This is a genomic window from Methylobacterium guangdongense, from assembly GCF_038442355.1.
GTDB lineage: Bacteria > Pseudomonadota > Alphaproteobacteria > Rhizobiales > Beijerinckiaceae > Methylobacterium > Methylobacterium guangdongense.
This window is the reverse complement of sequence record NZ_JBBXMX010000003.1, coordinates 139346-160451: the sequence shown is the minus strand read 5'-3', so window position 1 is coordinate 160451 and position 21106 is coordinate 139346. Positions and strand designations below refer to the sequence as shown.

Sequence of the window (21106 nt, the reverse complement as noted above, 5' to 3'; positions counted from 1 at the left end):
CTAAAGACCTTCGATCGTGAACGCGTCGGCGATATGCGCCGGCCAGCCCCGGGCGCCCACGAAGACGGCATCCGCCCGGAAGGTCATACCCGCACACCAGGGATTGTGCCCGATCCACGACCGGATGGCGCGCGAGAACCGGCGTCGCTTGGCCGCATCGATCGCCTCCCGTGCATCGTCGCGCCGGGGCCGCGCCTTCACTTCCACGAACGCGATGGTGTTCAGGCGCTGGACGATCAGGTCGATCTCGCCCCCCGCGAAACGCACGCGCCGGCCGATCGGCCAGTAGCCCTTGATCATTAACGCCGCCAGGGCCAGCCACTCGGCGCGATGGCCGCGCAGATAGGCAGCCCGGCGCCGCTCGGCCTGTTCCGGCCGTGCCTCGCTCACCCCTCGCTCCGCGCCAGAGCCAAGGCCCGGGTATAGACGACCCGGCGCGGTTGCCCGGTCTCGTCGGCCACGAGGCTTGCGGCATCCTTGATCGAGTGCCGCTCCAGCGCTGCGCGGAGCAAACCATCGAGGACTTCATCGCACTCCACGGTACGTTCCTGCGCCGTCGCGGCGCCGATGATGACGACGATCTCACCCTTCGGCGGCCCCTCCTCGGCGAAGCGCTGGCTCAGGCCGCCCAGGGTGTCGCGCCGGATGGTCTCGTAGAGCTTGGTCAGCTCCCGGGTTACCGCCGCCGGACGGTCGGGCCCGAGTACCGCAGCGGCATCGGCCAGCATCTCGGGCAGGCGGTGCGGCGATTCGAACAGGACCAGCGTGCCCGGCACCTGGACCAGCGCCTCGAGACGGTTGCGCCGGGCGCCGGCTTTCTGCGGCAGGAAACCCTCGAAGAAGAAGCGATCGGTCGGCAGCCCCGCCGCCACCAGCGCGGTCATCACCGCCGAGGGCCCCGGCACCGGCGTGATCAGGATACCGGCCTCGATCGCCGCCTGGACCAGCTTGTAGCCCGGATCCGAGACGAGCGGCGTGCCCGCGTCCGAGACCAGCGCAAGAGCCTCACCGGCCCGCAGCCGGCCGACCATTCGCTCACGCACCGCGTCGTTGGAATGCTCGTGATAGGCGAGGAGCGGGGTGGTGATCCCGTAATGGGCGAGCAGGTTCCGCGTCACCCGGGTATCCTCGGCGAGCACCGCATCGGCCGCCGCGAGGGTCGCGAGTGCGCGAATGGTGATATCGCGCAGGTTGCCGATCGGCGTCGCCACGATGTGCAGCCCGGGGGCGAGCGGCTCGGCCTCGCTCGCCAACCCGAAGGCCGTGAAGGTGGTGGTCCGTGGCCGTTCGACCGGCTTCTGGGATGGGATCGGCGGCGGCGCGGAGCGCCCCGGAGCATCGAATCGGCGGGTCATCGCTGGCGATCTTGCCACACTGCTCAGCTCTCGTCGCGCGTCGACTGCGCCGACCGGGGGCAAGTCCTCCGGAGCGCGTTTACATTTCGGGGCCTCCCGATCACGCTGCGGGGCCTGCCCGATGGAGGTTTGCGCCATGGTGCGCCCGATCGGCGCGCCGGGTCGTCTCGTGCGCGTCACCGCCCTGACCGCCCTGTTCGGCGCAGCGCTGTTGCCCCTCGGGGGCTGCCTCGGCGGTGGCACAACCCGGCGGGCTTCGCCGCCCGAGGCCGCCCTGACGCCCCCGGTCGAGGTCCCGCAGGCGCCACCGGCGGCGGGGGGACCGACGCCCGGCGTGCCGGAATCGATCACCCCCATGGCGTCGGGCGGCCCCCGGATCGGGGCCGGCACGGTGAAGGTCGCCCTCGTGCTGCCACTCACCGGGCAGGGCTCGACCGTCGGCGCCGCCATGCGCAACGCCGCGCAGCTCGCCTTCGAGGAGGCGCAGCGCCCGGACCTGACGATCCTCGTCGAGGATGATCACGGCACCCCGGACGGGGCGCGGGACGCCACGCGGGAGGCCCTGCAGCAGGGCGCCGAGATCGTCCTCGGCCCCCTCTTCGCCGGGAGCGTCCAATCCGCTGCCGCGGTGGCGAAGGCCGCCGGCAAGCCGGTCATCGGCTTCTCTACGGACGTCACCGTGGCGGCGCCCGGCGTCTATCTCCTGAGCTTCCTGCCGCAGCCGGAGGTCGACCGGGTGGTCGAGGAATCGGTGGCGAGCGGAAAGCGCTCCTTCGCGGCTCTGATCCCCGAGACCGCCTACGGCAATGCCGTCGAGGCGGCCTTCCGAGAGACCGTGGCCCGCCGCGGCGCCCGCGTAGCGGCGGTGGAGCGCTATCCGGCGGGCAATCCGGCTCCGGCGGTGGCGCGGCTGGCCCGCGTCATCACGGGCCCTGGGGCGACGGCCGACGCGCTGTTCATTCCGGAGACGGCCGAGGCAATGCCGGCCGTCGCGGCGGCGTTGAGCAAAGCCGGCTTCTCCCCGGCCCGCGTGCGCCCCGTCGGCACCGCCCTCTGGAATGAGCCGGTGCTCTTCGCCCTCCCGGCGCTTCAGGGGGGCCACTTCGCCGCGCCGGACCGGAGCGGCTTCTCGGCCTTCAGCGGTCGCTATCAAGCGCGGTTCGGCGCCGTGCCGCCGCGCGTCACCTCCCTCGCCTACGATGCCGTGACCCTCGCGGCGGCGCTCGCCCGGCAATACGGCTCGCAGCGCTTCGCCGAGGTGACATTGACCAACGGCGCGGGCTTCGCCGGGGTGGATGGCACCTTCCGGTTCCGCCCGGACGGACAGAGTGAGCGCGCGCTCGCGGTCTACGAGATCCGCAACAACGCCGCGACGCCGGTCAGCCCTGCCCCCCGGGTGCTGGCCAAGCCCGCGATCTGATCAGCCGGCGAGGTCGGCGACGACGGCGTTCAGCACCGGCGCCCCGCGCCCGGTGGCGGCGATGCGGCCACCCGGGCGGCGCTCCAGCAGCCCATCGCCGATCAGCATGCCGATCCGATTGCCGTTCAGGGGCCGGCCCTTCAATGCAGCGTAGCGCTCGGGATCGATGCCCTCGCGCAGGCGCAGGCCCATCACCAGGAACTCGTCGGCCTGATCGGCGGGGGAGAGGGATTCGGTCTCGACGATGCCGTGGCCGTCGCGCTCGACCCGGGCGAGCCACGCCTCCGGCCCGCGCTCGGTCACTGTGCCGACCCGCCCCACTCCCGTGACGAGGCGTCCATGCGCGCCGGGACCGATCCCCGCATACTCGCCGTAGCGCCAGTAGAGGAGGTTGTGGCGCGATTCCGCGCCGGGGCGGGCGTGATTCGAGATTTCGTAGGCGGGCAGTCCGGCTCGGGCGCAGCGTTCCTGCGTCACGTCGTACAGGGCACGTCCGGTCTCGTCGTCCGGCACCACCAGCTTGCCCGCGTTGGCGAGGCCGTAGAAGGGCGTGCCCGGCTCGATGGTGAGCTGGTAGAGGGACACATGCTCGCCGGCCCGCTTCAGGGCCTCGTCCAGCTCGACCCGCCACATCGCGGGCGTCTGGTCCGGTCGGGCATAGATCAGGTCGAACGACGTGCGTTCGAAGGTCGCCTGGGCCACTCGAATCGCGTCGAGCGCCTGCGCCACGTCGTGCAGCCGGCCGAGCGTCCGAAGCGATGGATCGTTCAGCGCCTGGACGCCGAGCGACACCCGGTTGACCCCGGCGGCACGATAGCCGCGGAAACGCGAGGCCTCGACACTCGACGGGTTGGCCTCCAACGTGATCTCCGCGTCCGGCGCCACGGGCCAGCGCGCCGCCACGGCGTCGAGCAGGCCGGCGACCGTGGCGGGCTGCATCAGCGAGGGCGTGCCGCCGCCGAGGAAGATGCTGGTGACGGTCCGGCCGGGCGTCCGCCCCGCCGCATGGTCGATCTCGGTCCGGAAGGCTTGGAGAAAGCGCGGCTCGTCGACGCCGCCATGGCGGACGTGGCTGTTGAAGTCGCAGTACGGGCACTTCGCCGCGCAGAAGGGCCAGTGCAGGTAGATGCCGAAACCCGCATCGCGGGTCGGGTGGTCCAGGCCGGTCGCTTGCATGATGGTGGGGATGTGAGCGGCGCGGCCCGGTTTGGCAATCAGGCGCCGGGCTGAAGGCAGGCCCGGCTCAGATCGACGAAGGCCCGGGCCCGGTGCGAGAGCCCCTGCCCCCGCTGCCAGTCGACGCCGTGCTTCTCGTCGGCCGTCATCTCGCCGAAGGTGCAATCATGGCCGTCGGGCCGGAAGATCGGGTCGTAGCCGAATCCCGCCGCGCCGCGGGGCTCCACGAGGTCGCCGAACACCCGGCCCTCGAACAGCTCCGTGTGGCCGTCGGGCCAAGCCAGCACCAGCGCCGAGACGAAATGAGCCCGGCGGTCCTTCGCGCCGCGCCGGTCCAGTTCGGAAAAGATCCGCGCCATGGCGCCGGAAAAATCCTTGGTCGGGCCGGCCCAGCGTGCGGAGAAGATGCCCGGCGCCCCGTCCAGGGCATCGACGCACAGGCCGGAATCGTCCGCGAAGGCGGGAAGCCCCGTCGCCTGCGCGGCGGCGTGAGCCTTGATCGCCGCGTTCTCGGCGAACATCGTGCCGGTCTCGTCGGGCTCCGGCAGGCCGAGTTCGCCGGCCGATACCGCCTCGATCCCGAAGGGCGCCAGCAGCTCGCGCATCTCGGCGAGCTTGCCGGCATTGTGGGTGGCGATCACCAACTTGCCCGTCAGCCGCCGGCTCACGCGATCGCCTCCTTCTGCAGGGCGACCAGTCGGTTGGTGCCGGCGCGCGCGAGGCGCAGCAATTCGAGCAGTTGGTCCTGCGTGAACGGCTCCATCTCGGCGGTGCCCTGCACCTCCACGATGCCGCCTCGGCCGGTGAGCACGAAATTGGCGTCGGTCTCGGCCGCCGAATCCTCGGCGTAGTCGAGGTCGAGGACCGGCGCGCCCTTGTAGAGGCCGCAGGAGACGGCCGCGACGTGATCGCGCAGCGGATCGACCGAGATGATCGAGCGCGCCCGCATCCAGCTGAAGCAATCGTGCAGGGCGACCCAGGCGCCCGTGATGGCGGCGGTCCGCGTGCCGCCATCCGCCTGGATCACGTCGCAATCCACCGTCACCTGCCGCTCGCCGAGGGCCGGCAGGTTGGTCACCGCCCGGAGCGAGCGCCCGATGAGCCGTTGGATCTCCTGGGTCCGCCCCGAGGGCTTGCCGGAACCGATCTCGCGGCGGGTGCGTTCGTGCGTCGCACGGGGCAGCATGGCGTATTCGGCCGTCACCCAGCCCTTGCCCGAACCGCGCAGCCACGGGGGTCCGCGCTCCTCCAGCGAGGCGGTGCAGAGGACCCGGGTGTTGCCGAAGCTGACGAGGCACGAGCCCTCGGCGTAGCGCGAGACCGCGCGCTCCAGGCTCACGGGCCGCAACTCGTCGGCGGCACGCTTGGAAGGCCGCATTGCGGACCCCTTCTGTGAGGAAAGTCGAGGGCCGGGCTCATAGGCCGCCGTATCTCCGCGGGCAAGCGGCGCAGGCGACCCGGTTTGTACGGATTGATCCGGACCGGCCGCTTGACCATGATCGGACCACAGGACCAGAGCGTGACAGACCCGAACCCGCGATTTCCCGACGGCCCATCGATGCACGCGCTTGCCGCGCTCAACGAGCGCGCCCGGGAGATCTTCCGGCAGATCGTCGAGAGCTACCTCACCACCGGCGAGCCGGTCGGGTCGCGCAACCTCGCGCGCATCCTGCCGATGGCCCTGTCGCCGGCCTCGATCCGCAACGTGATGGCGGATCTGGAGCATTCCGGCCTGATCTTCGCGCCGCACACCTCGGCGGGCCGGCTGCCGACCGAGCTCGGCCTGCGCTTCTTCGTCGACGCCATGCTGGAGCTCGGCGACGTCAGCCAGGACGAGCAGGCCCGGATCGAGGCGCAGATGCGGGCCGCCGCCTCGCGTCACACCTTCGACTCGGCGCTGACCGAGGCCTCCACGATGCTGTCGGGCATCTCGCGCGGCGCCGGCGTGGTGCTGACCACCAAGGCGAACGTGAACCTGAAGCACATCGAGTTCGTGCGTCTGGACCCGGCCCGGGCCCTGGTCGTGCTGGTCTCGGACGACGGCTCCGTCGAGAACCGGCTGGTCGATCTGCCCCCCGGTCTGCCCGCCGGGGCACTTCAGGAGGCGACGAACTTCCTGAACGCCCGGCTCCAGGGCCGGACCCTCGGCACCCTGCGGGCCGAGATCGAGGCCAGCCGCCAGGCGATGAAGCGGGAACTCGACGCCCTGACCGAACGCCTCGTGGATGCCGGGCTCGCGACCCCGGTCGGGCCGACCGAGGCGCGGCAGCTGATCGTGCGCGGGCAGGCCAACCTGCTCGACGACCTGCGCGCCGCCGAGGATCTGGAGCGCATCCGCCTGCTGTTCAACGATCTGGAGAGCCAGAAGGATGTGATCGACCTCCTCGCCCGGGCCGAGGGGGGCGACGGCGTGCGCATCTTCATCGGCTCCGAAAACAAGCTGTTCTCGCTCTCCGGCTCATCGCTGATCGCCGCGCCGTTCCGGGACGGAGCCCAGAAGATCGTCGGCGTGGTCGGTGTGATCGGCCCGACGCGGCTGAACTACGCGCGCATCGTGCCGATGGTCGACTACACCGCCCGCGTCGTCTCGAAACTACTGGACGGGGGGCGGTGACGCGACCGTTGCTGCACCCGGCGCTGCGCGTTATCTTCGGGCGTGGGATCGGCGGGGCCAGCCGCCGATCCCTGGCAATTACCCGTTAGGGTTTGGCGAACTTCAGAGAAGCGGGTGGACGGCGAGGCGGAGAGTTACGCTCCACTCGCCGCTTGCTCTTCTGGAGACTGCCAGAGCGATGACCATCCTCCGCACTCCCGGCCGCAACCGGCCGCGTGCGGCCTTCGGGGGTGAGTCGGTCAAGCTCACAGCATGTTTTAGCCGGCTCCGCGACGAGAGTAAGCAGCAATGCCGGCGTGACGGCAGCCGCTGAAGGCTTTGACAAGCCTGAGGGTGTCCGTTTAGCTCGCTGCCGAAAGCTATCCTGTTTCAGGTACGACGGGTCGTTCTGGCGAGTATCGGCCGCTCGTCTTGGCGGCAGCCTCCGATGGGATGGATCGACATGCCAGATCTTGGCCCTTACCTGGCCTTCGCCTTGGTCTCGCTGGGCATGGCCCTCACGCCGGGGCCGAACATGGTCTATCTGATTTCCCGCTCGATTGCGCAGGGGCGGACGGCTGGCCTGATCTCGCTCGGCGGCATCCTCGCGGGCCACATCGTCTACATGGTGTGCGCGGCCCTGGGGCTCACGGCGCTGCTGATCGCGATCCCCTACGCCTATGATGCCCTCCGGCTCGCGGGCGCGATCTATCTCCTCACCCTCGCGTGGCAGGCAGTCCGGCCCAACGGGCAATCACCGTTTCAGGTCCGCGATCTGCCCCTGGCCAGCCCGCGAAAACTTTTCGCGATGGGGCTGCTGACCAATCTCCTCAACCCGAAGATCGCCGTTCTGTACCTGTCGCTCCTGCCTCAGTTCGTCGATCCGGAGAAGGGAAGCGTCCTCGCGCAGGCGCTGATCTTCTGCAGCACGCAGCTTGTCGTCAGCGTCGCGATGAATGCCGTCTTCATCATCTCGGCAGCCACGGTCGCCGGAGTCTTCACCCGGCGTCCGCTCTGGGGCGTCATTCAGCGTTGGCTCATGGGTACGGTCCTGGCGGGGCTTGCGATCCGCCTGGCAAGCGAAGCCCATCGGTGATCGTTGCGGGCCGGGTTGGCGCCACCCCGATCTGAGCGATACGGGGCGGACGCCACACGCCGGAGCGTTCGGCCTGCGGCGTCCGGTGCAGGCCGATCAGCCCGGGATCACGTCCACGATCTCGTAGGTGTCGGGATCGACGATGACGATGTCGTCGCGCACCAGAACGAAGTCGTAACCCTCGTATTCCGGCACGATCGAGATGATCGCCGGCGGCAGCCGGTGCAGGGACACCGAACGCGGAATTGCCGTGCCGACCGCCAGCCCGAAGGCGACGTCCCGCAACGGTGAGACGCCGAGCCGCGTGATCGACGAGCGGAACTCGGTGCGCTGCCGCGTATCGAGCCGACCCACGGCGCCGCGAACCGCACCGCCGTCCCGGGCGCCTGCGCGACCGCCGCGCTCACCCGCCGGACCGCGCTCGCCGGCAGGGCCGCGCTCGCCTCGGTTGGGGCCGGCCGCATCGCGCTTGCCCCGCTCCCCATCCGGGCCAGTCTCCCGGGCGCCGCGCTCTCCGGAACCGGGATTCGCGTTGGGCGCTCCGCGCTCGGCTGGTCCGCCGCGCTCGTTGGCACCGCCGGCCCGGGCCGGCCCCTCGCCGCCGCGTCCCGCCGGTCCGCCGGGCTCCGCACCGCGCGCGCCGCCTTCGGCACCCGGCCCCCGCATGGCGCCGCCCTCAGCGCCGCCGGCACCACCGCGCATGCCGCCGCCAGCGCCGCCGGGTCCGGCACCGCCGCCCGGACCGGCGCCCGGACCGGCGCCGCCTGCCGGGCCCGCTCCGGCGCCCGGGGCGCCCCCGCCCGCTCCGCCACCACCCGGCCCGCCGCCACCCGGCCCGCCTTGCGCAAACGCGGTCGTCGCTCCCGCGACCACGATGGCAACCGCCACCGTGTCTCTCAGAATCCGCTTCATGGCCTCTCCTCCTGCCGGGCCCGACACGCCGTCGGTGCCAGCTCCGGGCCGCAACGGCGCCCCGAGGCAAACCGTTCCGATCGCGTCGAGGGCGACGGGGTCGCGCATGACAGGTGCCGGTTTCAGCGTTGGGAAAGCCCCATCACGCCCTTGCGATCACGATCGTCACCTGTAACGTCGCGCCGTACGAAGAAGAGGCCGGCAATCGCCGCCCCGAATGTGAGTTCCGGAGACGCCATGTCCGCAACGCGAGACGATACGATCGGTATCGCACCCGGCACGGTCCACGACGCCGCGGACCGGAAGCGGCGCATCTGGGCGATCGTCGGCTCGTCGTCGGGCAATCTCGTCGAGTGGTACGACTTCTACTGCTACGCGTTCTTCGCGCTCTACTTTGCGCCGGCCTTCTTCCCGAAGGGCGATTCGACCAGCCAGCTGCTGCAGACCGCCGGCATCTTCGCGGTGGGCTTCTTCATGCGGCCGATCGGCGGATGGCTGTTCGGCCGGATCGCCGACCGGGTCGGACGCCGAACCTCGATGGTCATCTCCGTCCTGATGATGTGCTTCGGCTCGCTGCTGATCGGCATCCTGCCGACCTATGAGCATGTCGGCACCCTGGCGCCCGTTCTGCTGCTGCTCGCCCGCATGCTGCAGGGTCTCTCGGTCGGCGGCGAGTACGGCACCTCGGCGACCTACATGAGCGAGGTGGCGATCAAGGGGAAGCGCGGCTTCTTCGCCTCGTTCCAGTACGTGACGCTGATCGGCGGGCAGCTCCTGGCCTCGCTGGTCCTCGTGCTGCTCCAGACCGTGATGACCGCCCCCGAACTCACCGCCTGGGGCTGGCGCATCCCGTTCTTCATCGGTGCGGGCTTGGCGGTCGTCGCCCTGTACCTGCGCCGCTCGCTCACAGAGACGAGGGACAGCAGCGACAAGGAGACCGCCGGCACCTTCGCCGAGCTGTTCAAGCACTGGCGGGCGTTCCTCGTGGTCGTCGCCTACACGGCGGGCGGATCTCTGAGCTTCTATACCTTCACCACCTACATGCAGAAGTATCTCGTTAACACCGCCGGGATGCCGAAGACTTCGGCCTCGCAGGTGATGACGGTGGTGTTGTTCGTCTACATGGCGATCCAGCCGATCTTCGGCGCCCTGTCGGACAAGATCGGCCGCAAGGCCAACATGCTGCTCTACAGCGGCCTCGGGACGCTCATGGTGGTGCCGCTGATGACGGCGCTCGGCACCAACAAGGATCCCTATCTCGCCTTCGCGCTGATCACGCTGGGGCTCGCCGTGGTGTCGTTCTACACGGGCATCAGCGGCATCGTAAAAGCGGAGCTGTTCCCGACCAACGTGCGCGCGCTCGGCGTCGGCCTGTCCTACGCGGTGGCCAACGCCACCTTCGGCGGCACCGCCGAGTTCGTCGCCCTGTGGTTCAAGGACAACGGCATGGAGAGCACGTTCTTCTGGTACGTGACCGTGCTGATGGCGATCGCCTTCGTGGCCTCGCTGATCATGCCCAACCCGAAGGTCCACGGCTATCTCGACGGCGCCGGCACCGTCGAGGAGGCGCTGGGCAAGAAGCCGCGCTTCGCCCACGCCTGAGTCGAGCCGGAAGGTCCGGTTCGACCGGACCGCGCCGGGCCGCTGTGTTGCTGGACGCGCAAGACGTCCGGCGGGAGGATGCTCATGCTGAGGAAAACCGCCGCGGCGGCGCTGACCCTGCTCGGCCTCGCGGTCGGTCCGGCTCCGGGCGTTGCCGAAACGGCGCCGTTCAGGCCGCAGCACGCGACCGGCTACTTCTTCGTCGGCGGGCACTATGCGGGTGCTGAGGGCAAGACTACGGCCCGCGGGCAGATGTTCGTGCAGTACCGGGCACCGGAGCGGATCACGCAGCCCTACCCGGTGGTCATGGTGCACGGGACCGCGCAGACCGGGACCAACTTCCTCGGCACGCCCGACGGACGACCCGGCTGGGCCGACCGCTTCGCCGCCAAGGGGTTTGCGGTCTACGTGGTGGATCAGGTCGGACGCGGCCGCTCCGGCGGCGATCCGGAGACCTATGGTCCGTATGCCCGGTTGCCCGTCGAGGATCTGGAGACGGTTTTCACCGGGCAGGAGCGGTCCTCGCTCTACCCGCAGGCGAAGCTCCACAGCCAGTGGCCCGGCGGTCCGGGCGTGCGCGGGAACGCGGCCTTCGATCAGTTCTACCTCTCCCAGGTGCCCTACATCGACAGCGCGCTGAAGAGCGAGGAGCTGGTCGACCCGGCGCTGATCGCGCTCCTGGACAAGATCGGTCCCGCGATCCTGCTGACCCACTCGCAGGCGGGCGTGTTCGGATGGGCCGTATCCGATCAGCGGCCCGACCTCGTGAAGGCACATGTCGCCATCGAGCCGAACGGGCCGACCTTCTACGATATCCGCTTCAAGGGCGGGGCCGATTGGTACGAGCGCGTCGGGGAGGCACGGGCGAGGCCCTACGGGATCACCCGGGTGCCGCTGCATTTCGAGCCGCCGGTGAGCGGCCCGACCGATCTGGCGGTGGTCCAGGCCGCGACGGCCGCCGCGCCCGACAAGATCCGCTGCTGGCTTCAGGTTGATCCGGCCCGGACCCTTCCGAACCTCGCGCGGGTGCCCGCCGTGATCGTCACCGCCGAGGCGTCGTTCCGCGCCACGATGGATGACTGCACCGCCGCGTTTCTCACCCAGGCCGGTGCCAAGCCGGACCGTCTCGTCCTCGCCGAGCATGGCATCCGCGGCAACGGCCACATGATGATGCTCGAAGCGAACAGCGACGCGGTGGCGGACGCGATCATCGGCTGGATCAAAGGCAAGACACAGGCTCCGGCCCGCCCTTAACCCGCCGCTTACCCTGTGCCGGCGAGGATGCCCCCGTCATCCGACGAGGGATTGCATGACCGATATGACCGACACCGTGGGCGTCGCGGGCGACCGGATCCGCTCCATCATCGAGCGCGTGGAGCGCCTCGAGGAGGAGATCAAGGACCTGATGGAGGCCAAGAAGGAGGTGTTCGCCGAGGCCAAGGGCGAGGGCCTGGACGTCAAGATCCTCAAGGAGATCCTCAAGATCCGCAAGCAGGACAAGGACGAGCGCGACGAGCACGAGACGCTGCTCGACGTGTACCTCCGGGCGATCGATGCCCCCTCCCCGGCCCCGCTGGCCGCCGCGGCCTGAACCATTCGGACTCGACCCGGGGCGGCGCGGCGTGCGCCGCCCTTCAGAGAACCGGGTTGGCGGCCAGATAGGCTTCGAGGTTGCGGCGCACCCGATCGAGCGGCACCTCGGCCGGATCCGGCAAGGCGAACGTGGCACCGGTGATCGTCTCGTAGGCCGTGATGTAGACCGCGGCCGTCTCCTGGATGACGTCCGCGGGGATCGTGGGGATCGCGTCGCGATAGGGATCGCACCGCGCGACGACCCAGTTGCGCACGAAATCCTTGTCGAAGCTCTCGGGCGCCGTTCCCGCCGCGAAGCGCGCGTCGTAGCTCTGCGCAAACCAGTAGCGGCTGCTGTCCGGCGTGTGGATCTCGTCCGCGAGGACGATGCGGCCATCGCGGTCCGTGCCGAACTCGTACTTGGTGTCGGCGAGGATCAGCCCGCGCTCGGCCGCCACGGCTTGCCCGCGGGCGAACAGGGCCAGGGCCGCCTCCGAGACGGTGCGCCATTGCCCTTCAGTCAACAGGCCGCGGCCCAGGATCTCGGCCTCGGTCAGCGGCTCGTCGTGGCCACCGTCGAAGGCTTTCGTGGTCGGCGTGATGATGGGGGTCGGCAGCCGCTCGTTCGGGCGCATCCCGTCCGGGAAGCGGTGCCCGTACATCTCCCGCTCGCCGGCCCGGTACCGGGTCAGCACGGAGGTCGAGGTCGTGCCCGCCAGGTAGCCGCGGACGACAACCTCCACGGGCAGGATCTCCAGGCGCCGGCCGACCACGACGTTGGGATCCGGGTAGGCCAGGACGTGGTTCGGGCAGATGTCACCCGTCCGCTCGAACCAGAAGCGGGCGGTCTGGGTGAGGACCTGTCCCTTGAACGGGATCGCGGCGAGCGCCCGGTCGAAGGCACTGATCCGGTCGGTGGTGATCAGGATGCGCCGGCCATCCGCGAGATCGTAATTCTCGCGCACTTTGCCGCGGTAGTGGTCGGGGAGCTCGGGCAATGTCGCATCGGCCAGGATCTGATGCGCGTGCGGGGCGAGATCGGCCGTGTTCATCCGAGCGTTCCGTCAGGCTGAGCGGCGACGCCGCCGCGCTGCCTGTGTGCGCGGGCAGAGGGAAGATTTCCAGCCCCGACGCCAGCGGACGCCCCTTCGCCTGGGGGGAACCTGTTCGTCCGGCTGTTGCCCGAGGCGGGGAAGACAGAGCGCCGTCCATCGCATATTCCGCGCGCGATGCCGGCTGGCCGAGCGTTGCTGCCGACGAGGAATAAGCCTCGTCAGCCACTTTGCGCACCGGTTCGGTCGATCGGCGTTCTTGAAGCAACAGATAACCATCTGTCGGTCCGGAACCGACATCCCGTTTCGCGTCTGCTTGGGTTCGATCGAGGTGAGATGAACGGATCAAGTCAATATGCGAACCGGCATCCCTTGTTGCGCAAGATCGAAAGCATCGCCCTGTTCGCGCTCTCCGCCGAGGAATGCGCCGCCCTCGAAGCCCTCCCGATGCAGGCGGCACTGATCGACGCCGACCAGGACATCGTGCGCGAGGGCGACCGCCCGGGCCGCAGCTTCGCGGTGATATCGGGCATCGCGAGCACCTATAAGACCACCCGGGCCGGCAAGCGGCAGGTCATGAGCTACCACGTCCCCGGCGACGTGCCCGATTTTCAGAGCCTGCATCTCCAGACCCTCGACATCAGCATCGCGGCGGTCACCCCGTGCAGCATCGGGTACGTCCAGCATGATGCCGTGCGGGCGCTGTTCCGCGCGCAGCCGCGTCTCACCGAGGTGTTCTGGCGGGCGACGCTCATCGATGCCGCCATCGTGCGGGAATGGACGCTGAACACCGGCCGGCGGGATGCCTACGCCCGGATGGCGCATCTCCTCTGCGAGTTGGTGACGCGCCTCGAAGCGGTCGGGCTCGCGCCGGACCTGAGTTGCGACCTGCCCATGACTCAACCGGAACTGGCCGACGCCCTCGGCATCACGCCGGTCCACGTCAATCGCACGATCCGGGACCTAAAGGCGGCCGGGCTGCTCACGCTCCGCAACCGCCATCTGACCGTTCACGACTGGGACGGGCTGGTCGCCGCAGCGGAGTTCGACCCGACCTATCTGCATCTCCGACAGGAAGCTTAGATCGCGTTGCAAGTCTGCGCGGCTCTGAGCCACTGGTGTGGCGTGCTCTCGTGCGCCGAACCGGTATTCTTTTCGGCCGAGAGCGCTCTTGCCCTAGTTCAGACGGTTCCGCTCGTCGGTTGCTTCTTGCAACGCGAGTTTGCGACCGATCTCGAACAGAAGCGCTTCGGCCCGCGCCGTCAGACCCGGGTCGTTCAGGGCCCCGATCGCCTGGAAAGCCGCAATCGCGGCGGCGGCCGCCTGATCGAGCAACACCGTGGGGGGAGCCGCGTCGAACATGCCCGCGGGGGCCCGGTCCGCGTCCCCCGCCTGCAGGTCACTGATATCGACGATGATCCCGCGACCCGAGAGCGGGCGTCCAAGATGATCGTAGGTGAATCGCCCCCGGAACAGCACCAGACGCAGACCGCCGTCGGCGCCACGGACACGATACTCGACCGCTCCGCCCCCGTCCTCACGCCTGTCCGAACGGAAAAGCGCCAGGACGCGCGGTTGGTCGGTGGGGTGGATATGGGACGCGAATACGGAGAGCGGCAGTCCGGCCTCTGCCTCTTCCGGATCCAGGTTGAACAGCAGCGCCACGGAGGTATCCGCCCAGACACAATCGCGCTGCGCATCCCAGCTCCAGAATCCGGGCGTCTCGCGGCGATCCAGTGCAAACTTGGACCTCTCCCGGACGCTTCGGCTCACGAACGGTTTCACCTTTGGCATCGCGTAGCAGTGTCTCGAACCAATCTTAATTCATGTTAGATTGATTTCGGACAACATCAAGCATCCCGAAAACAGGAAATGACACCGTTGCCGGAAAGCAACCGGCACGCGCTCCGCAGACACGGGTTATGGGTTGTATATCGGAGTATCGGAACGCGATATCGGACGCGTCGCGTATGTCGGGGCGATCCGACGCAGGACTGCAGGTTCACGGGCGTGGACGCAGTGCTGATCGTGCGTTTATCGACGACCGCAGCGGGACGCAGAACCGACGCGCCAGCCGTCACAGAGCAATCGGAGAACGTCAACTTTTTTGGCGATCAATGCACCGCTCTATCGCCTCAGCGAAAGGATGGTGCCCAGGGGCGGAATCGAACCACCGACACTGCGATTTTCAGTCGCATGCTCTACCAACTGAGCTACCTGGGCGTCGCCTGCGCCGCTGCCGGCCTCGGACGCCGCGGGGTATAGTCAGTGCGTCGCGGCCTGTCCAGCCTTGCCGTGACATCGACGTGACGGAAACGCCGGAAAAATTTCAGCGCTCCGGATCGGGTTCGGGCGGCGGCTCGTCGGACTCGATCTCCTCGGGGATCGCGTAGCGCTCGTTCAGCCAGCGCCCGAGATCGACGTCGGCGCAGCGCTGCGAGCAGAATGGCTGATAGTCCGGCACCGAAGGCCGGCGGCAGATCGGACAGGCCGGGGCTCGCTCCCGGATCATGCGAGGCCGCCCCAGCCGGCGCGGACCGGGTAGCCTTCGCCGTCGAGCAGGCTCTGCGTCTCGTAGAGCGGCAACCCGACGACCGACGAGTAGGAGCCGACCAGCTTGACCACGAAGGCGCCGGCAAGCCCCTGGATCGCGTAGCCGCCGGCCTTTCCACGCCACTCGCCCGAGGCGACGTAGCCCTGGATGTCCCGGCCGGAGAGTCGCTTGAACCGGACCCGCGTCTCGACGATCCGCTCCCGCCGGCCCCGGGGCGAGAGCAGGCAGATCGCCGTGTAGACGCGATGCTGGCGACCCGAGAGGAGCCGCAGGCAATCGGCCGCCTCGTCAGGAACCTCGGCCTTCGGCAGCACGCGCCGGCCCACGGCCACGACGGTGTCGGCCGACAGGAGCCAGGTCGGCGCAGTCTTGTCGCCGAGATGAAGGGCAGCCTCCGCGGTGGCAAGCTTCGTGCGCGCCAAGCGGCGGGCGAGGTCACGCGGCGGCTCGGCCTTGCGCGGCGTCTCATCGATCTCCGCCGGCAGCAGGGCGTCCGGCTCGATGCCGATCTGCTGCAGCAGCGCGAGCCGGCGCGGGGACGCCGAGGCGAGCACGAGCCGGGCCGTCGGTCGCTGCGTCGAGCCAGTCGCGTCTGGTATGGCGTCCATGATGTTCCGTTCGCACGATCGGCGGAAAACGGCGCCTGCCGTTGCGACGCGCCACCACGCCGGCCCGACCTCGATCCGCCTGCCTGATAAGGGATGGGTGGGGGCTTGTGAACCGGAGCAACGATCGCGCGCTGCCGCCGGACGCACCGGGCTGCCGCGCTCTGCGTGCGAGTGTCCGGTACTTCTGCGCCGCCGCCGAGCCTGAGTTCAACGCACGGACCGCGACTCAGGCGGCGGCGCAATGTTGCCGCAAGATGACAGCAAGATCTCAACCCAGATGGTAACCGAACGTTAACCACAAACGCAGACAATCGGGCCCAGCCGGAAGGAATTGTCACCGATGCTGAACGCCGATCCACTGCTGCGGCGCCCGAAGCTGCTCAACAAAGCGCTGGTGGCGCGCGCCCTCGAAGGCTTCAAGCCGAAGGCGAACTCGCCCGACACGATGTGGCGGATGCTCACCGACCATTACGTGGTCGATCTCGACGCGGTCGCAGCCCTGCTGCCGGCCAAGGATCCGGAGACACGCTGGCTGCCGGCCCGCGACTGATTTGGCGGCGGCGATCGGCCGACCGACAACTGGCACGAGACGTGCCTCATTCGATCAACATCTTTGAGGAAGCACCCAGGCAACGACAACGCGGTGGCTCGCACGCCGGAGCACCCCGCGGACCTTTCGATCACTCGAAACCGAGGTCCGTCATGTCTGATCTGCTTTCCGTTGCCCTCGTCTGCGCCGGCGGGTTGCTGGCCCAGGACTGCTCCCGCGAGACCGCCCTCGACGTCATCGTCGCGCCGGCGAACTCCCCGATGGAGTGCCTGATGCACGCGCAGACCATGGCCGCCCAGGCCGGCCTGCCCGGGGGCGGCGATCGCTATCTCAAGATCGCCTGCGAGCATCGCCGCACCGAACGCGCCGTCGCCCTCCGCCGCGCGTCCTGAAGGACGCACCATCCCGGGCCCGCCGCATCGGGCTCGGACCCGAGCGACGACTTTGAAAAGCGCGCCCATCCGCCCGCACGAAGCCCGCGCGGTCCGCATGATGCATCAAAGTCACGTCGATCGTCTTCCTGAGGGCTTTCGCCCTTCGGACAGTTGCCGGCCCTCAGGGTGGCGACCATCCTATTCGGCCACGCTGATGCGCTTTGAACCTGGCATCCGCCTCCTTTGCCGCCCCGTTAGCCCGCGTGCCGGGCAGGGCTCCGCGAGTGCCCGCCCGATGTTGTACGACGCGTTCGACCTGCAGACCGACATCGCCGCCCAGACGCGGGCCTGGGGGCAGGTCCTGAACGACCTGTGGTCGCCCTGGCTGGGATTCGGCGAGCCGATCACCTGGATGTCGGCGGGCGCCCGCATGATGATGCGGGCCGGCCTGACCTTCGCGCGGCCCCCCTTCGGCATCGACGCGATCGACGTCGGCAACCGGAGCGTTCCGGTCTCCGAGGAGCCGGTGGTGGTCACGCCCTTCGCGACCCTGCTGCACTTCAAGAAGGACATCCACACCGAGCAGCCGAAGGTGCTGATGGTGGCGCCGATGTCGGGCCATTTCGCCACGCTGCTGCGGGCGACCGTGCGCACCATGCTGCCGGACCACGACGTCTACATCACCGACTGGCACAATGCCCGGGACGTGCCGCTGTCCGAGGGGCAGTTCGGCTTTGACGATTACGTCGGTCACCTCGTCCATTTCCTGCAGACGATCGGCGAAGGCGCCCACATGGTGGCGGTCTGCCAGCCCGCCGTGCAGGCGTTGGTCGCCGCCGCCGCGATGGCGCAGGCCAAGGACGCGGCGGCCCCGCGCAGCATGACCCTGATGGCCGGCCCGGTCGATTGCCGGATCAATCCCACCGGCGTCAACGAACTCGCGAATTCGAAGCCGATCACGTGGTTCGAGCAGAACCTGATCGCCACGGTCCCGAACCGGCACAAGGGTGCCGGCCGCCGGGTCTATCCGGGCTTCGTGCAGGTCTCGGCCTTCATGTCGATGAACGCCAAGCGCCACGTCCAGGGCCATGCCGACCTGTTCTGGCATATGGCCAACGGCGAGCACGCCAAGGCCGAGGCGATCGAGACCTTCTACGACGAGTACTTCGCGGTCCTCGACCTCGCGGCCGAGTTCTACCTGGAGACCGTCAAGACCGTGTTCCAGGATCACGCCCTGGCCCGCAACGCGGTGACCTATCGCGGCGAGCCGATCGATCTGCGGTCCATCCGCCGGACCGCCCTGATGACCGTCGAGGGCGAGCGGGACGATATCTGCGCCGTCGGCCAGACCATGGCGGCCCACGACCTCTGCACCGGCCTCGCGCCGTACATGCGGAACCATCATCTCCAGCCGGGCGTGGGCCATTACGGAGTCTTCGCGGGGCGGCGGTGGGAGAACCAGATCTACCCGCAGGTGCGCAACTTCATTCAGGCGCACAACTGAGCCGGACCGTCGCGCCGATTTGACCCGCCGACCGCCGAGGCCCACCATGATAGCCTTGGCGGATCGGTGCCGGGTTTACCCCCGGTGCCACGGGCGCGAGGCGGAACGATCGGCGTGATCGGCAAGAACGGCTCCGAAGGCAACGACCCCCCGAGCGATGGGACGCCGCGTCCTACAACGGCGTTCGCGCGGCTGGACCGTCTGGTCGCCCAGGCCCGCGTCGCGGCCCTGTGGGAGCAGGTCTGGCCGGTCCTGTGGCGCGGCCTCGCCGTCGTACTCCTGTTTCTCATCCTGTCCTGGTCGGGCCTGTGGCTCGATCTGTCTCCGCTCTGGCGGCAGATCGGGCTGGTCATTCTGGCCGGTCTGCTGGTTGCCGCACTCCTGCCCCTGATCCACCTCCGGCGGATCGGGCGACGCATGGCCCTGATCCGGCTGGACCGAGAGGCGGCCCTGCGCGATCCGGCCCTGCGCCACGGGCCCGCCTCGGCCGCGCAGGACAGCCTCGCGGTGGGCGCCGCGGATGCGGGCAGCCGCGCCCTCTGGGATCTGCACCAGCGCCGCGCCGCGCGGGACGTGGCGGGTCTGCGCGTCGGACTGCCCCGGCCGGGCATGGTCCGGCGCGATCCCTACGCGCTGCGCGCCGGACTGATCGTCGCGACCGCCGCCAGCCTGTTCGTGGCCGGCCCCGAATGGCGCGACCGGATCGGCACGGCCTTCGACTGGCACGCGGTGGCGCAACCCGGCCCGAACTTCCGCGTCGACGGCTGGATCGATCCGCCGCTCTACACGCGGCTGCCGCCGCTGCTGATCGCCATGGACGGCAGCGATCAGCACCTGCGGGCGCCGGTCAATGCGCAGCTGATCGTGCGCATCGCCGGCCAGGGCAAGGCGGCGGCCGATACGACGCTGACGGCCAATGCCGGGCTCGTGCCCGTGCCCGGCCAGGAGCCGCGCCCGGACCTGCGCGAGGAGCGCTATCGGATCGCCGGCAATGCGGAACTGACGATCGTGACCCCGGCGGGTCGGCAGCACCTGACCGTGGAGGCGATCCCCGATCGGCCGCCGGAGGTGAGCGTGGTCGGCGGGCCGGAGGTGAACGGGCGCGGGACCTTCAACCTGACCTACCGGGCCAAGGACGATTACGGGATCAGCTCGGCCGAGGCGGTGATCGCGCCGGTCAAGCCCGGGCGCTCGCTCGTCCCGATCCCGCATATCGGTCTCGCGCTTCCCGGCGACGCCTCCGGCGACACCGACACCAAGACGCTGGTGGACCTGACCGACAATCCCTGGTCGGGCGCCCGCGTGCGCTATCAGATCGTCGTCAAGGACGAGGCCGGGCAGGAAGGCCGCACGCCGGAGGCCGAGATCACGCTCCCGGCACGACCGTTCCGCGATCCGCTGGCGCGGGCGCTGGCCGAGGAGCGCCGCCGCCTCGTGACCGCGCCCGACACCGATCGGCCCTGGGTGCAGTCCGCCCTCGACGCGCTGCTGGTCGCCCCCGATATGTTCACGCCGCAGCCGGCGGTCTTCCTCGGGCTGCGCACGGCCACCGAGCGCCTGCGCCGCGCGCGGGGGGATTCGGACCTCGTCGCGGTCGCCGACCTGCTCTGGGAGATGGCGCTGAAGATCGAGGACGGCGACCTGTCGGACGCCGAGAAGCAGCTGCGCCAGGCCCAGGACCGGCTGAAGGAGGCGATCGAGCGCAACGCGCCCGACGACGAGATCAAGCGCCTCACGCAGGACCTGAAGCAGGCGCTGGACAAGTTCATGTCCGAGATGGCGCAGAAGCAGGGCCGCGAGCCGAACAAGTCCGGCGAGCGCCAGCAGAACAACCAGCAATCGAAGACCGTCACGCCTGAGGATCTCGACAAGATGATCCAGGACATGGCGGAGGCGATGAAGCGCGGCGATACCGCCGAGGCACAGCGCCTGATGGAGCAGCTGCGCAATATTCTGGAGAACCTCCAGACCGCCGAGCGCGGCAGCCGCTCGGACCAGGCCTCCCGCGAGATGCAGAAGCAGATGCGCGATCTCGACGCGATGACGCGCGAGCAGCAGGGCCTGCGCGACCAGACCTTCAAGGACGGGCAGGAGCAGCGCCAGCCGAACCGCAACCAGCAGCAACAGGGCCAGCGTGGCCAGCAGGGCCAGAAGCAGCAGGGCCAGCAGGGGCAACAGGGTCAGAGCCAGCAGGGCCAAGGGCAGAAGGGGCAAGGCCAGCAAGGCGATGTCGGCGAGCGCCAACAGGCGCTGCGGCAGCGTCTGGAAGAGCTGGAGCAGCGCATGAAAGAGAACGGCATGCGCGGCGAGCAGGGCCTCTCCGATGCCGAGAACGCGATGCGCGACGCCGAGAACGCCCTGAAGGAAGGCGATTCCGGCGAGGCGGTCGACGCGCAGGGCCGCGCCCTCGACGGCCTGAAGAAGGGCGCCGAAGGCATGGCGCAGCAGATGCAGGACATGGCCGAGGGCCAGGGCGAAGGCCAGCAGGAGGGCGGGCAGCAGCCGGGCCAGCAGGGTCAGGCCGGCGCCCGCGACGACGACCCGCTCGGCCGCCCGACGCGTGGCCGCGACATGAGCGACGGGCGGGTGCGCGTGCCCACGGCCGATGAATCCGCCGTCCAGCGCGCCCGGCGCATCATGGAGGAGCTGCGGCGCAAGCTCGGCGACCCGACGCGGCCCCGCGAGGAACTCGATTATTTCGAGCGCCTGCTCCGCCGCAACTGAACCCCTTCGCAACC

At 69.5% G+C, this 21106-nt stretch carries 21 protein-coding genes and 1 tRNA gene; 11 read left to right on the top strand and 11 right to left on the bottom strand.

The features are described 5' to 3' along the window. Positions 1–390 (bottom strand): YraN family protein, encoded by a 390-nt coding sequence (locus AAHG09_RS07840; protein ID WP_342106473.1) that lies wholly within the window; start codon positions 388–390, stop codon positions 1–3. Further along, a complete protein-coding gene (rsmI, locus tag AAHG09_RS07835; protein ID WP_342106471.1) occupies positions 387–1355 on the bottom strand; it encodes a 16S rRNA (cytidine(1402)-2'-O)-methyltransferase in 969 nt (322 codons plus the stop codon). The genes AAHG09_RS07840 and rsmI overlap by 4 nt, the downstream gene beginning before the upstream one ends. A gap of 136 nt (positions 1356–1491) precedes the next feature. On the opposite strand from rsmI, the gene AAHG09_RS07830 reads away from it, so the two are divergent. Continuing rightward, a complete protein-coding gene (locus tag AAHG09_RS07830; protein ID WP_342106470.1) occupies positions 1492–2775 on the top strand; it encodes a penicillin-binding protein activator in 1284 nt (427 codons plus the stop codon). Here the strand turns inward: AAHG09_RS07830 and hemW are convergent, their stop codons facing one another. The 3 genes from hemW to rph are packed head-to-tail and all read right to left on the bottom strand — an operon-like array spanning position 2776 to position 5329. Further along, positions 2776–3951, bottom strand: coding sequence for a radical SAM family heme chaperone HemW (gene hemW, locus AAHG09_RS07825; protein ID WP_342106468.1), 1176 nt, complete (start codon positions 3949–3951; stop codon positions 2776–2778). A gap of 38 nt (positions 3952–3989) precedes the next feature. Then, positions 3990–4619: an RdgB/HAM1 family non-canonical purine NTP pyrophosphatase gene (gene rdgB, locus AAHG09_RS07820; RefSeq protein ID WP_342106466.1), complete on the bottom strand. Its 630-nt coding sequence runs from the start codon at positions 4617–4619 to the stop codon at positions 3990–3992. Further along, entirely contained in the window at positions 4616–5329 is a 714-nt protein-coding gene (gene rph, locus AAHG09_RS07815) for a ribonuclease PH (RefSeq protein WP_342106465.1), read from the bottom strand. Before rph ends, rdgB begins: the two co-directional genes overlap by 4 nt. A gap of 180 nt (positions 5330–5509) precedes the next feature. Between rph and hrcA the strand changes: the two genes are divergently transcribed. Both hrcA and AAHG09_RS07805 read left to right on the top strand, forming a co-directional pair. After that, positions 5510–6565: a heat-inducible transcriptional repressor HrcA gene (gene hrcA / locus AAHG09_RS07810; protein WP_342106462.1), complete on the top strand. Its 1056-nt coding sequence runs from the start codon at positions 5510–5512 to the stop codon at positions 6563–6565. Positions 6566–7007: 442 nt separating this feature from the next. Continuing rightward, positions 7008–7640 (top strand): LysE family translocator, encoded by a 633-nt coding sequence (locus AAHG09_RS07805; RefSeq protein ID WP_342106818.1) that lies wholly within the window; start codon positions 7008–7010, stop codon positions 7638–7640. Between the two features lie 96 nt (positions 7641–7736). On the opposite strand, the gene AAHG09_RS07800 is transcribed toward AAHG09_RS07805, so the two are convergent. Beyond that, complete coding sequence (locus AAHG09_RS07800) at positions 7737–8552, bottom strand: DUF1236 domain-containing protein (protein ID WP_342106460.1); 816 nt, start codon at positions 8550–8552, stop codon at positions 7737–7739. A 237-nt stretch (positions 8553–8789) separates the two neighbouring features. On the opposite strand from AAHG09_RS07800, the gene AAHG09_RS07795 reads away from it, so the two are divergent. The 3 genes from AAHG09_RS07795 (at position 8790) to AAHG09_RS07785 (ending at position 11745) form a co-directional block, all read left to right on the top strand. Then, positions 8790–10154, top strand: coding sequence for an MFS family transporter (locus AAHG09_RS07795; RefSeq protein ID WP_342106459.1), 1365 nt, complete (start codon positions 8790–8792; stop codon positions 10152–10154). Between the two features lie 84 nt (positions 10155–10238). Continuing rightward, positions 10239–11408 carry an alpha/beta hydrolase gene (locus AAHG09_RS07790; protein WP_342106457.1) on the top strand — a complete coding sequence of 390 codons (1170 nt, stop codon included), beginning with the start codon at positions 10239–10241 and terminating at the stop codon, positions 11406–11408. 55 nt (positions 11409–11463) lie between these two features. Further along, entirely contained in the window at positions 11464–11745 is a 282-nt protein-coding gene (locus tag AAHG09_RS07785; RefSeq protein WP_342106455.1) for a DUF2312 domain-containing protein, read from the top strand. A gap of 43 nt (positions 11746–11788) precedes the next feature. Here the strand turns inward: AAHG09_RS07785 and AAHG09_RS07780 are convergent, their stop codons facing one another. Further along, positions 11789–12778, bottom strand: a complete 990-nt coding sequence (locus tag AAHG09_RS07780; protein ID WP_342106454.1) for a phosphoribosylaminoimidazolesuccinocarboxamide synthase — start codon at positions 12776–12778, stop codon at positions 11789–11791. Positions 12779–13114: 336 nt separating this feature from the next. Between AAHG09_RS07780 and AAHG09_RS07775 the strand changes: the two genes are divergently transcribed. Next, positions 13115–13861, top strand: coding sequence for a Crp/Fnr family transcriptional regulator (locus AAHG09_RS07775; RefSeq protein WP_342106453.1), 747 nt, complete (start codon positions 13115–13117; stop codon positions 13859–13861). Positions 13862–13954: 93 nt separating this feature from the next. Here AAHG09_RS07775 and AAHG09_RS07770 read toward each other — a convergent pair whose 3' ends face one another. The 4 genes from AAHG09_RS07770 to AAHG09_RS07755 all read right to left on the bottom strand — a co-directional run bounded on the left by AAHG09_RS07770 (position 13955) and on the right by AAHG09_RS07755 (position 15940). Then, the gene (locus AAHG09_RS07770; protein ID WP_342106451.1) at positions 13955–14572 is read right to left on the bottom strand and encodes a PAS domain-containing protein; all 618 of its coding nucleotides are present in this window, start codon (positions 14570–14572) and stop codon (positions 13955–13957) included. Positions 14573–14925: 353 nt separating this feature from the next. After that, positions 14926–15001, bottom strand: a tRNA-Phe gene (locus tag AAHG09_RS07765). 106 nt (positions 15002–15107) lie between these two features. Next, on the bottom strand, positions 15108–15290 hold the full coding sequence (locus tag AAHG09_RS07760; protein WP_342106450.1) for a DNA gyrase inhibitor YacG: 183 nt from the start codon (positions 15288–15290) through the stop codon (positions 15108–15110). Then, on the bottom strand, positions 15287–15940 hold the full coding sequence (locus tag AAHG09_RS07755) for a Maf-like protein (RefSeq protein ID WP_342106449.1): 654 nt from the start codon (positions 15938–15940) through the stop codon (positions 15287–15289). The genes AAHG09_RS07760 and AAHG09_RS07755 overlap by 4 nt, the downstream gene beginning before the upstream one ends. A gap of 340 nt (positions 15941–16280) precedes the next feature. Between AAHG09_RS07755 and AAHG09_RS07750 the strand changes: the two genes are divergently transcribed. The 4 genes from AAHG09_RS07750 (at position 16281) to AAHG09_RS07735 (ending at position 21092) form a co-directional block, all read left to right on the top strand. Then, positions 16281–16490, top strand: coding sequence for a hypothetical protein (locus tag AAHG09_RS07750; RefSeq protein WP_342106446.1), 210 nt, complete (start codon positions 16281–16283; stop codon positions 16488–16490). 152 nt (positions 16491–16642) lie between these two features. After that, a complete protein-coding gene (locus tag AAHG09_RS07745) occupies positions 16643–16882 on the top strand; it encodes a hypothetical protein (RefSeq protein WP_342106445.1) in 240 nt (79 codons plus the stop codon). Positions 16883–17159: 277 nt separating this feature from the next. Then, on the top strand, positions 17160–18368 hold the full coding sequence (locus tag AAHG09_RS07740) for a polyhydroxyalkanoate depolymerase (RefSeq protein WP_342106444.1): 1209 nt from the start codon (positions 17160–17162) through the stop codon (positions 18366–18368). Between the two features lie 114 nt (positions 18369–18482). After that, complete coding sequence (locus tag AAHG09_RS07735) at positions 18483–21092, top strand: TIGR02302 family protein (protein WP_342106443.1); 2610 nt, start codon at positions 18483–18485, stop codon at positions 21090–21092. Positions 21093–21106: the final 14 nt, after the last annotated feature.

Bases quoted from the DNA above. Each gene is read 5' to 3' on its own strand.
- AAHG09_RS07740 (WP_342106444.1), top strand. From the start codon at position 17,160: ATGTTGTACGACGCGTTCGACCTGCAGACCGACATCGCCGCCCAGACG.
- hrcA (WP_342106462.1), top strand. From the start codon at position 5,510: ATGCACGCGCTTGCCGCGCTCAACGAGCGCGCCCGGGAGATCTTCCGG.
- AAHG09_RS07755 (WP_342106449.1), bottom strand. From the start codon at position 15,940: ATGGACGCCATACCAGACGCGACTGGCTCGACGCAGCGACCGACGGCC.
- AAHG09_RS07780 (WP_342106454.1), bottom strand. From the start codon at position 12,778: ATGAACACGGCCGATCTCGCCCCGCACGCGCATCAGATCCTGGCCGAT.
- AAHG09_RS07800 (WP_342106460.1), bottom strand. From the start codon at position 8,552: ATGAAGCGGATTCTGAGAGACACGGTGGCGGTTGCCATCGTGGTCGCG.
- rsmI (WP_342106471.1), bottom strand. From the start codon at position 1,355: ATGACCCGCCGATTCGATGCTCCGGGGCGCTCCGCGCCGCCGCCGATC.
- AAHG09_RS07775 (WP_342106453.1), top strand. From the start codon at position 13,115: ATGAACGGATCAAGTCAATATGCGAACCGGCATCCCTTGTTGCGCAAG.
- AAHG09_RS07790 (WP_342106457.1), top strand. From the start codon at position 10,239: ATGCTGAGGAAAACCGCCGCGGCGGCGCTGACCCTGCTCGGCCTCGCG.
- AAHG09_RS07830 (WP_342106470.1), top strand. From the start codon at position 1,492: ATGGTGCGCCCGATCGGCGCGCCGGGTCGTCTCGTGCGCGTCACCGCC.
- AAHG09_RS07750 (WP_342106446.1), top strand. From the start codon at position 16,281: ATGCTGAACGCCGATCCACTGCTGCGGCGCCCGAAGCTGCTCAACAAA.
- AAHG09_RS07805 (WP_342106818.1), top strand. From the start codon at position 7,008: ATGCCAGATCTTGGCCCTTACCTGGCCTTCGCCTTGGTCTCGCTGGGC.
- AAHG09_RS07745 (WP_342106445.1), top strand. From the start codon at position 16,643: ATGTCTGATCTGCTTTCCGTTGCCCTCGTCTGCGCCGGCGGGTTGCTG.
- rph (WP_342106465.1), bottom strand. From the start codon at position 5,329: ATGCGGCCTTCCAAGCGTGCCGCCGACGAGTTGCGGCCCGTGAGCCTG.
- hemW (WP_342106468.1), bottom strand. From the start codon at position 3,951: ATGCAAGCGACCGGCCTGGACCACCCGACCCGCGATGCGGGTTTCGGC.
- AAHG09_RS07795 (WP_342106459.1), top strand. From the start codon at position 8,790: ATGTCCGCAACGCGAGACGATACGATCGGTATCGCACCCGGCACGGTC.
- AAHG09_RS07760 (WP_342106450.1), bottom strand. From the start codon at position 15,290: ATGATCCGGGAGCGAGCCCCGGCCTGTCCGATCTGCCGCCGGCCTTCG.
- AAHG09_RS07785 (WP_342106455.1), top strand. From the start codon at position 11,464: ATGACCGATATGACCGACACCGTGGGCGTCGCGGGCGACCGGATCCGC.
- AAHG09_RS07770 (WP_342106451.1), bottom strand. From the start codon at position 14,572: ATGCCAAAGGTGAAACCGTTCGTGAGCCGAAGCGTCCGGGAGAGGTCC.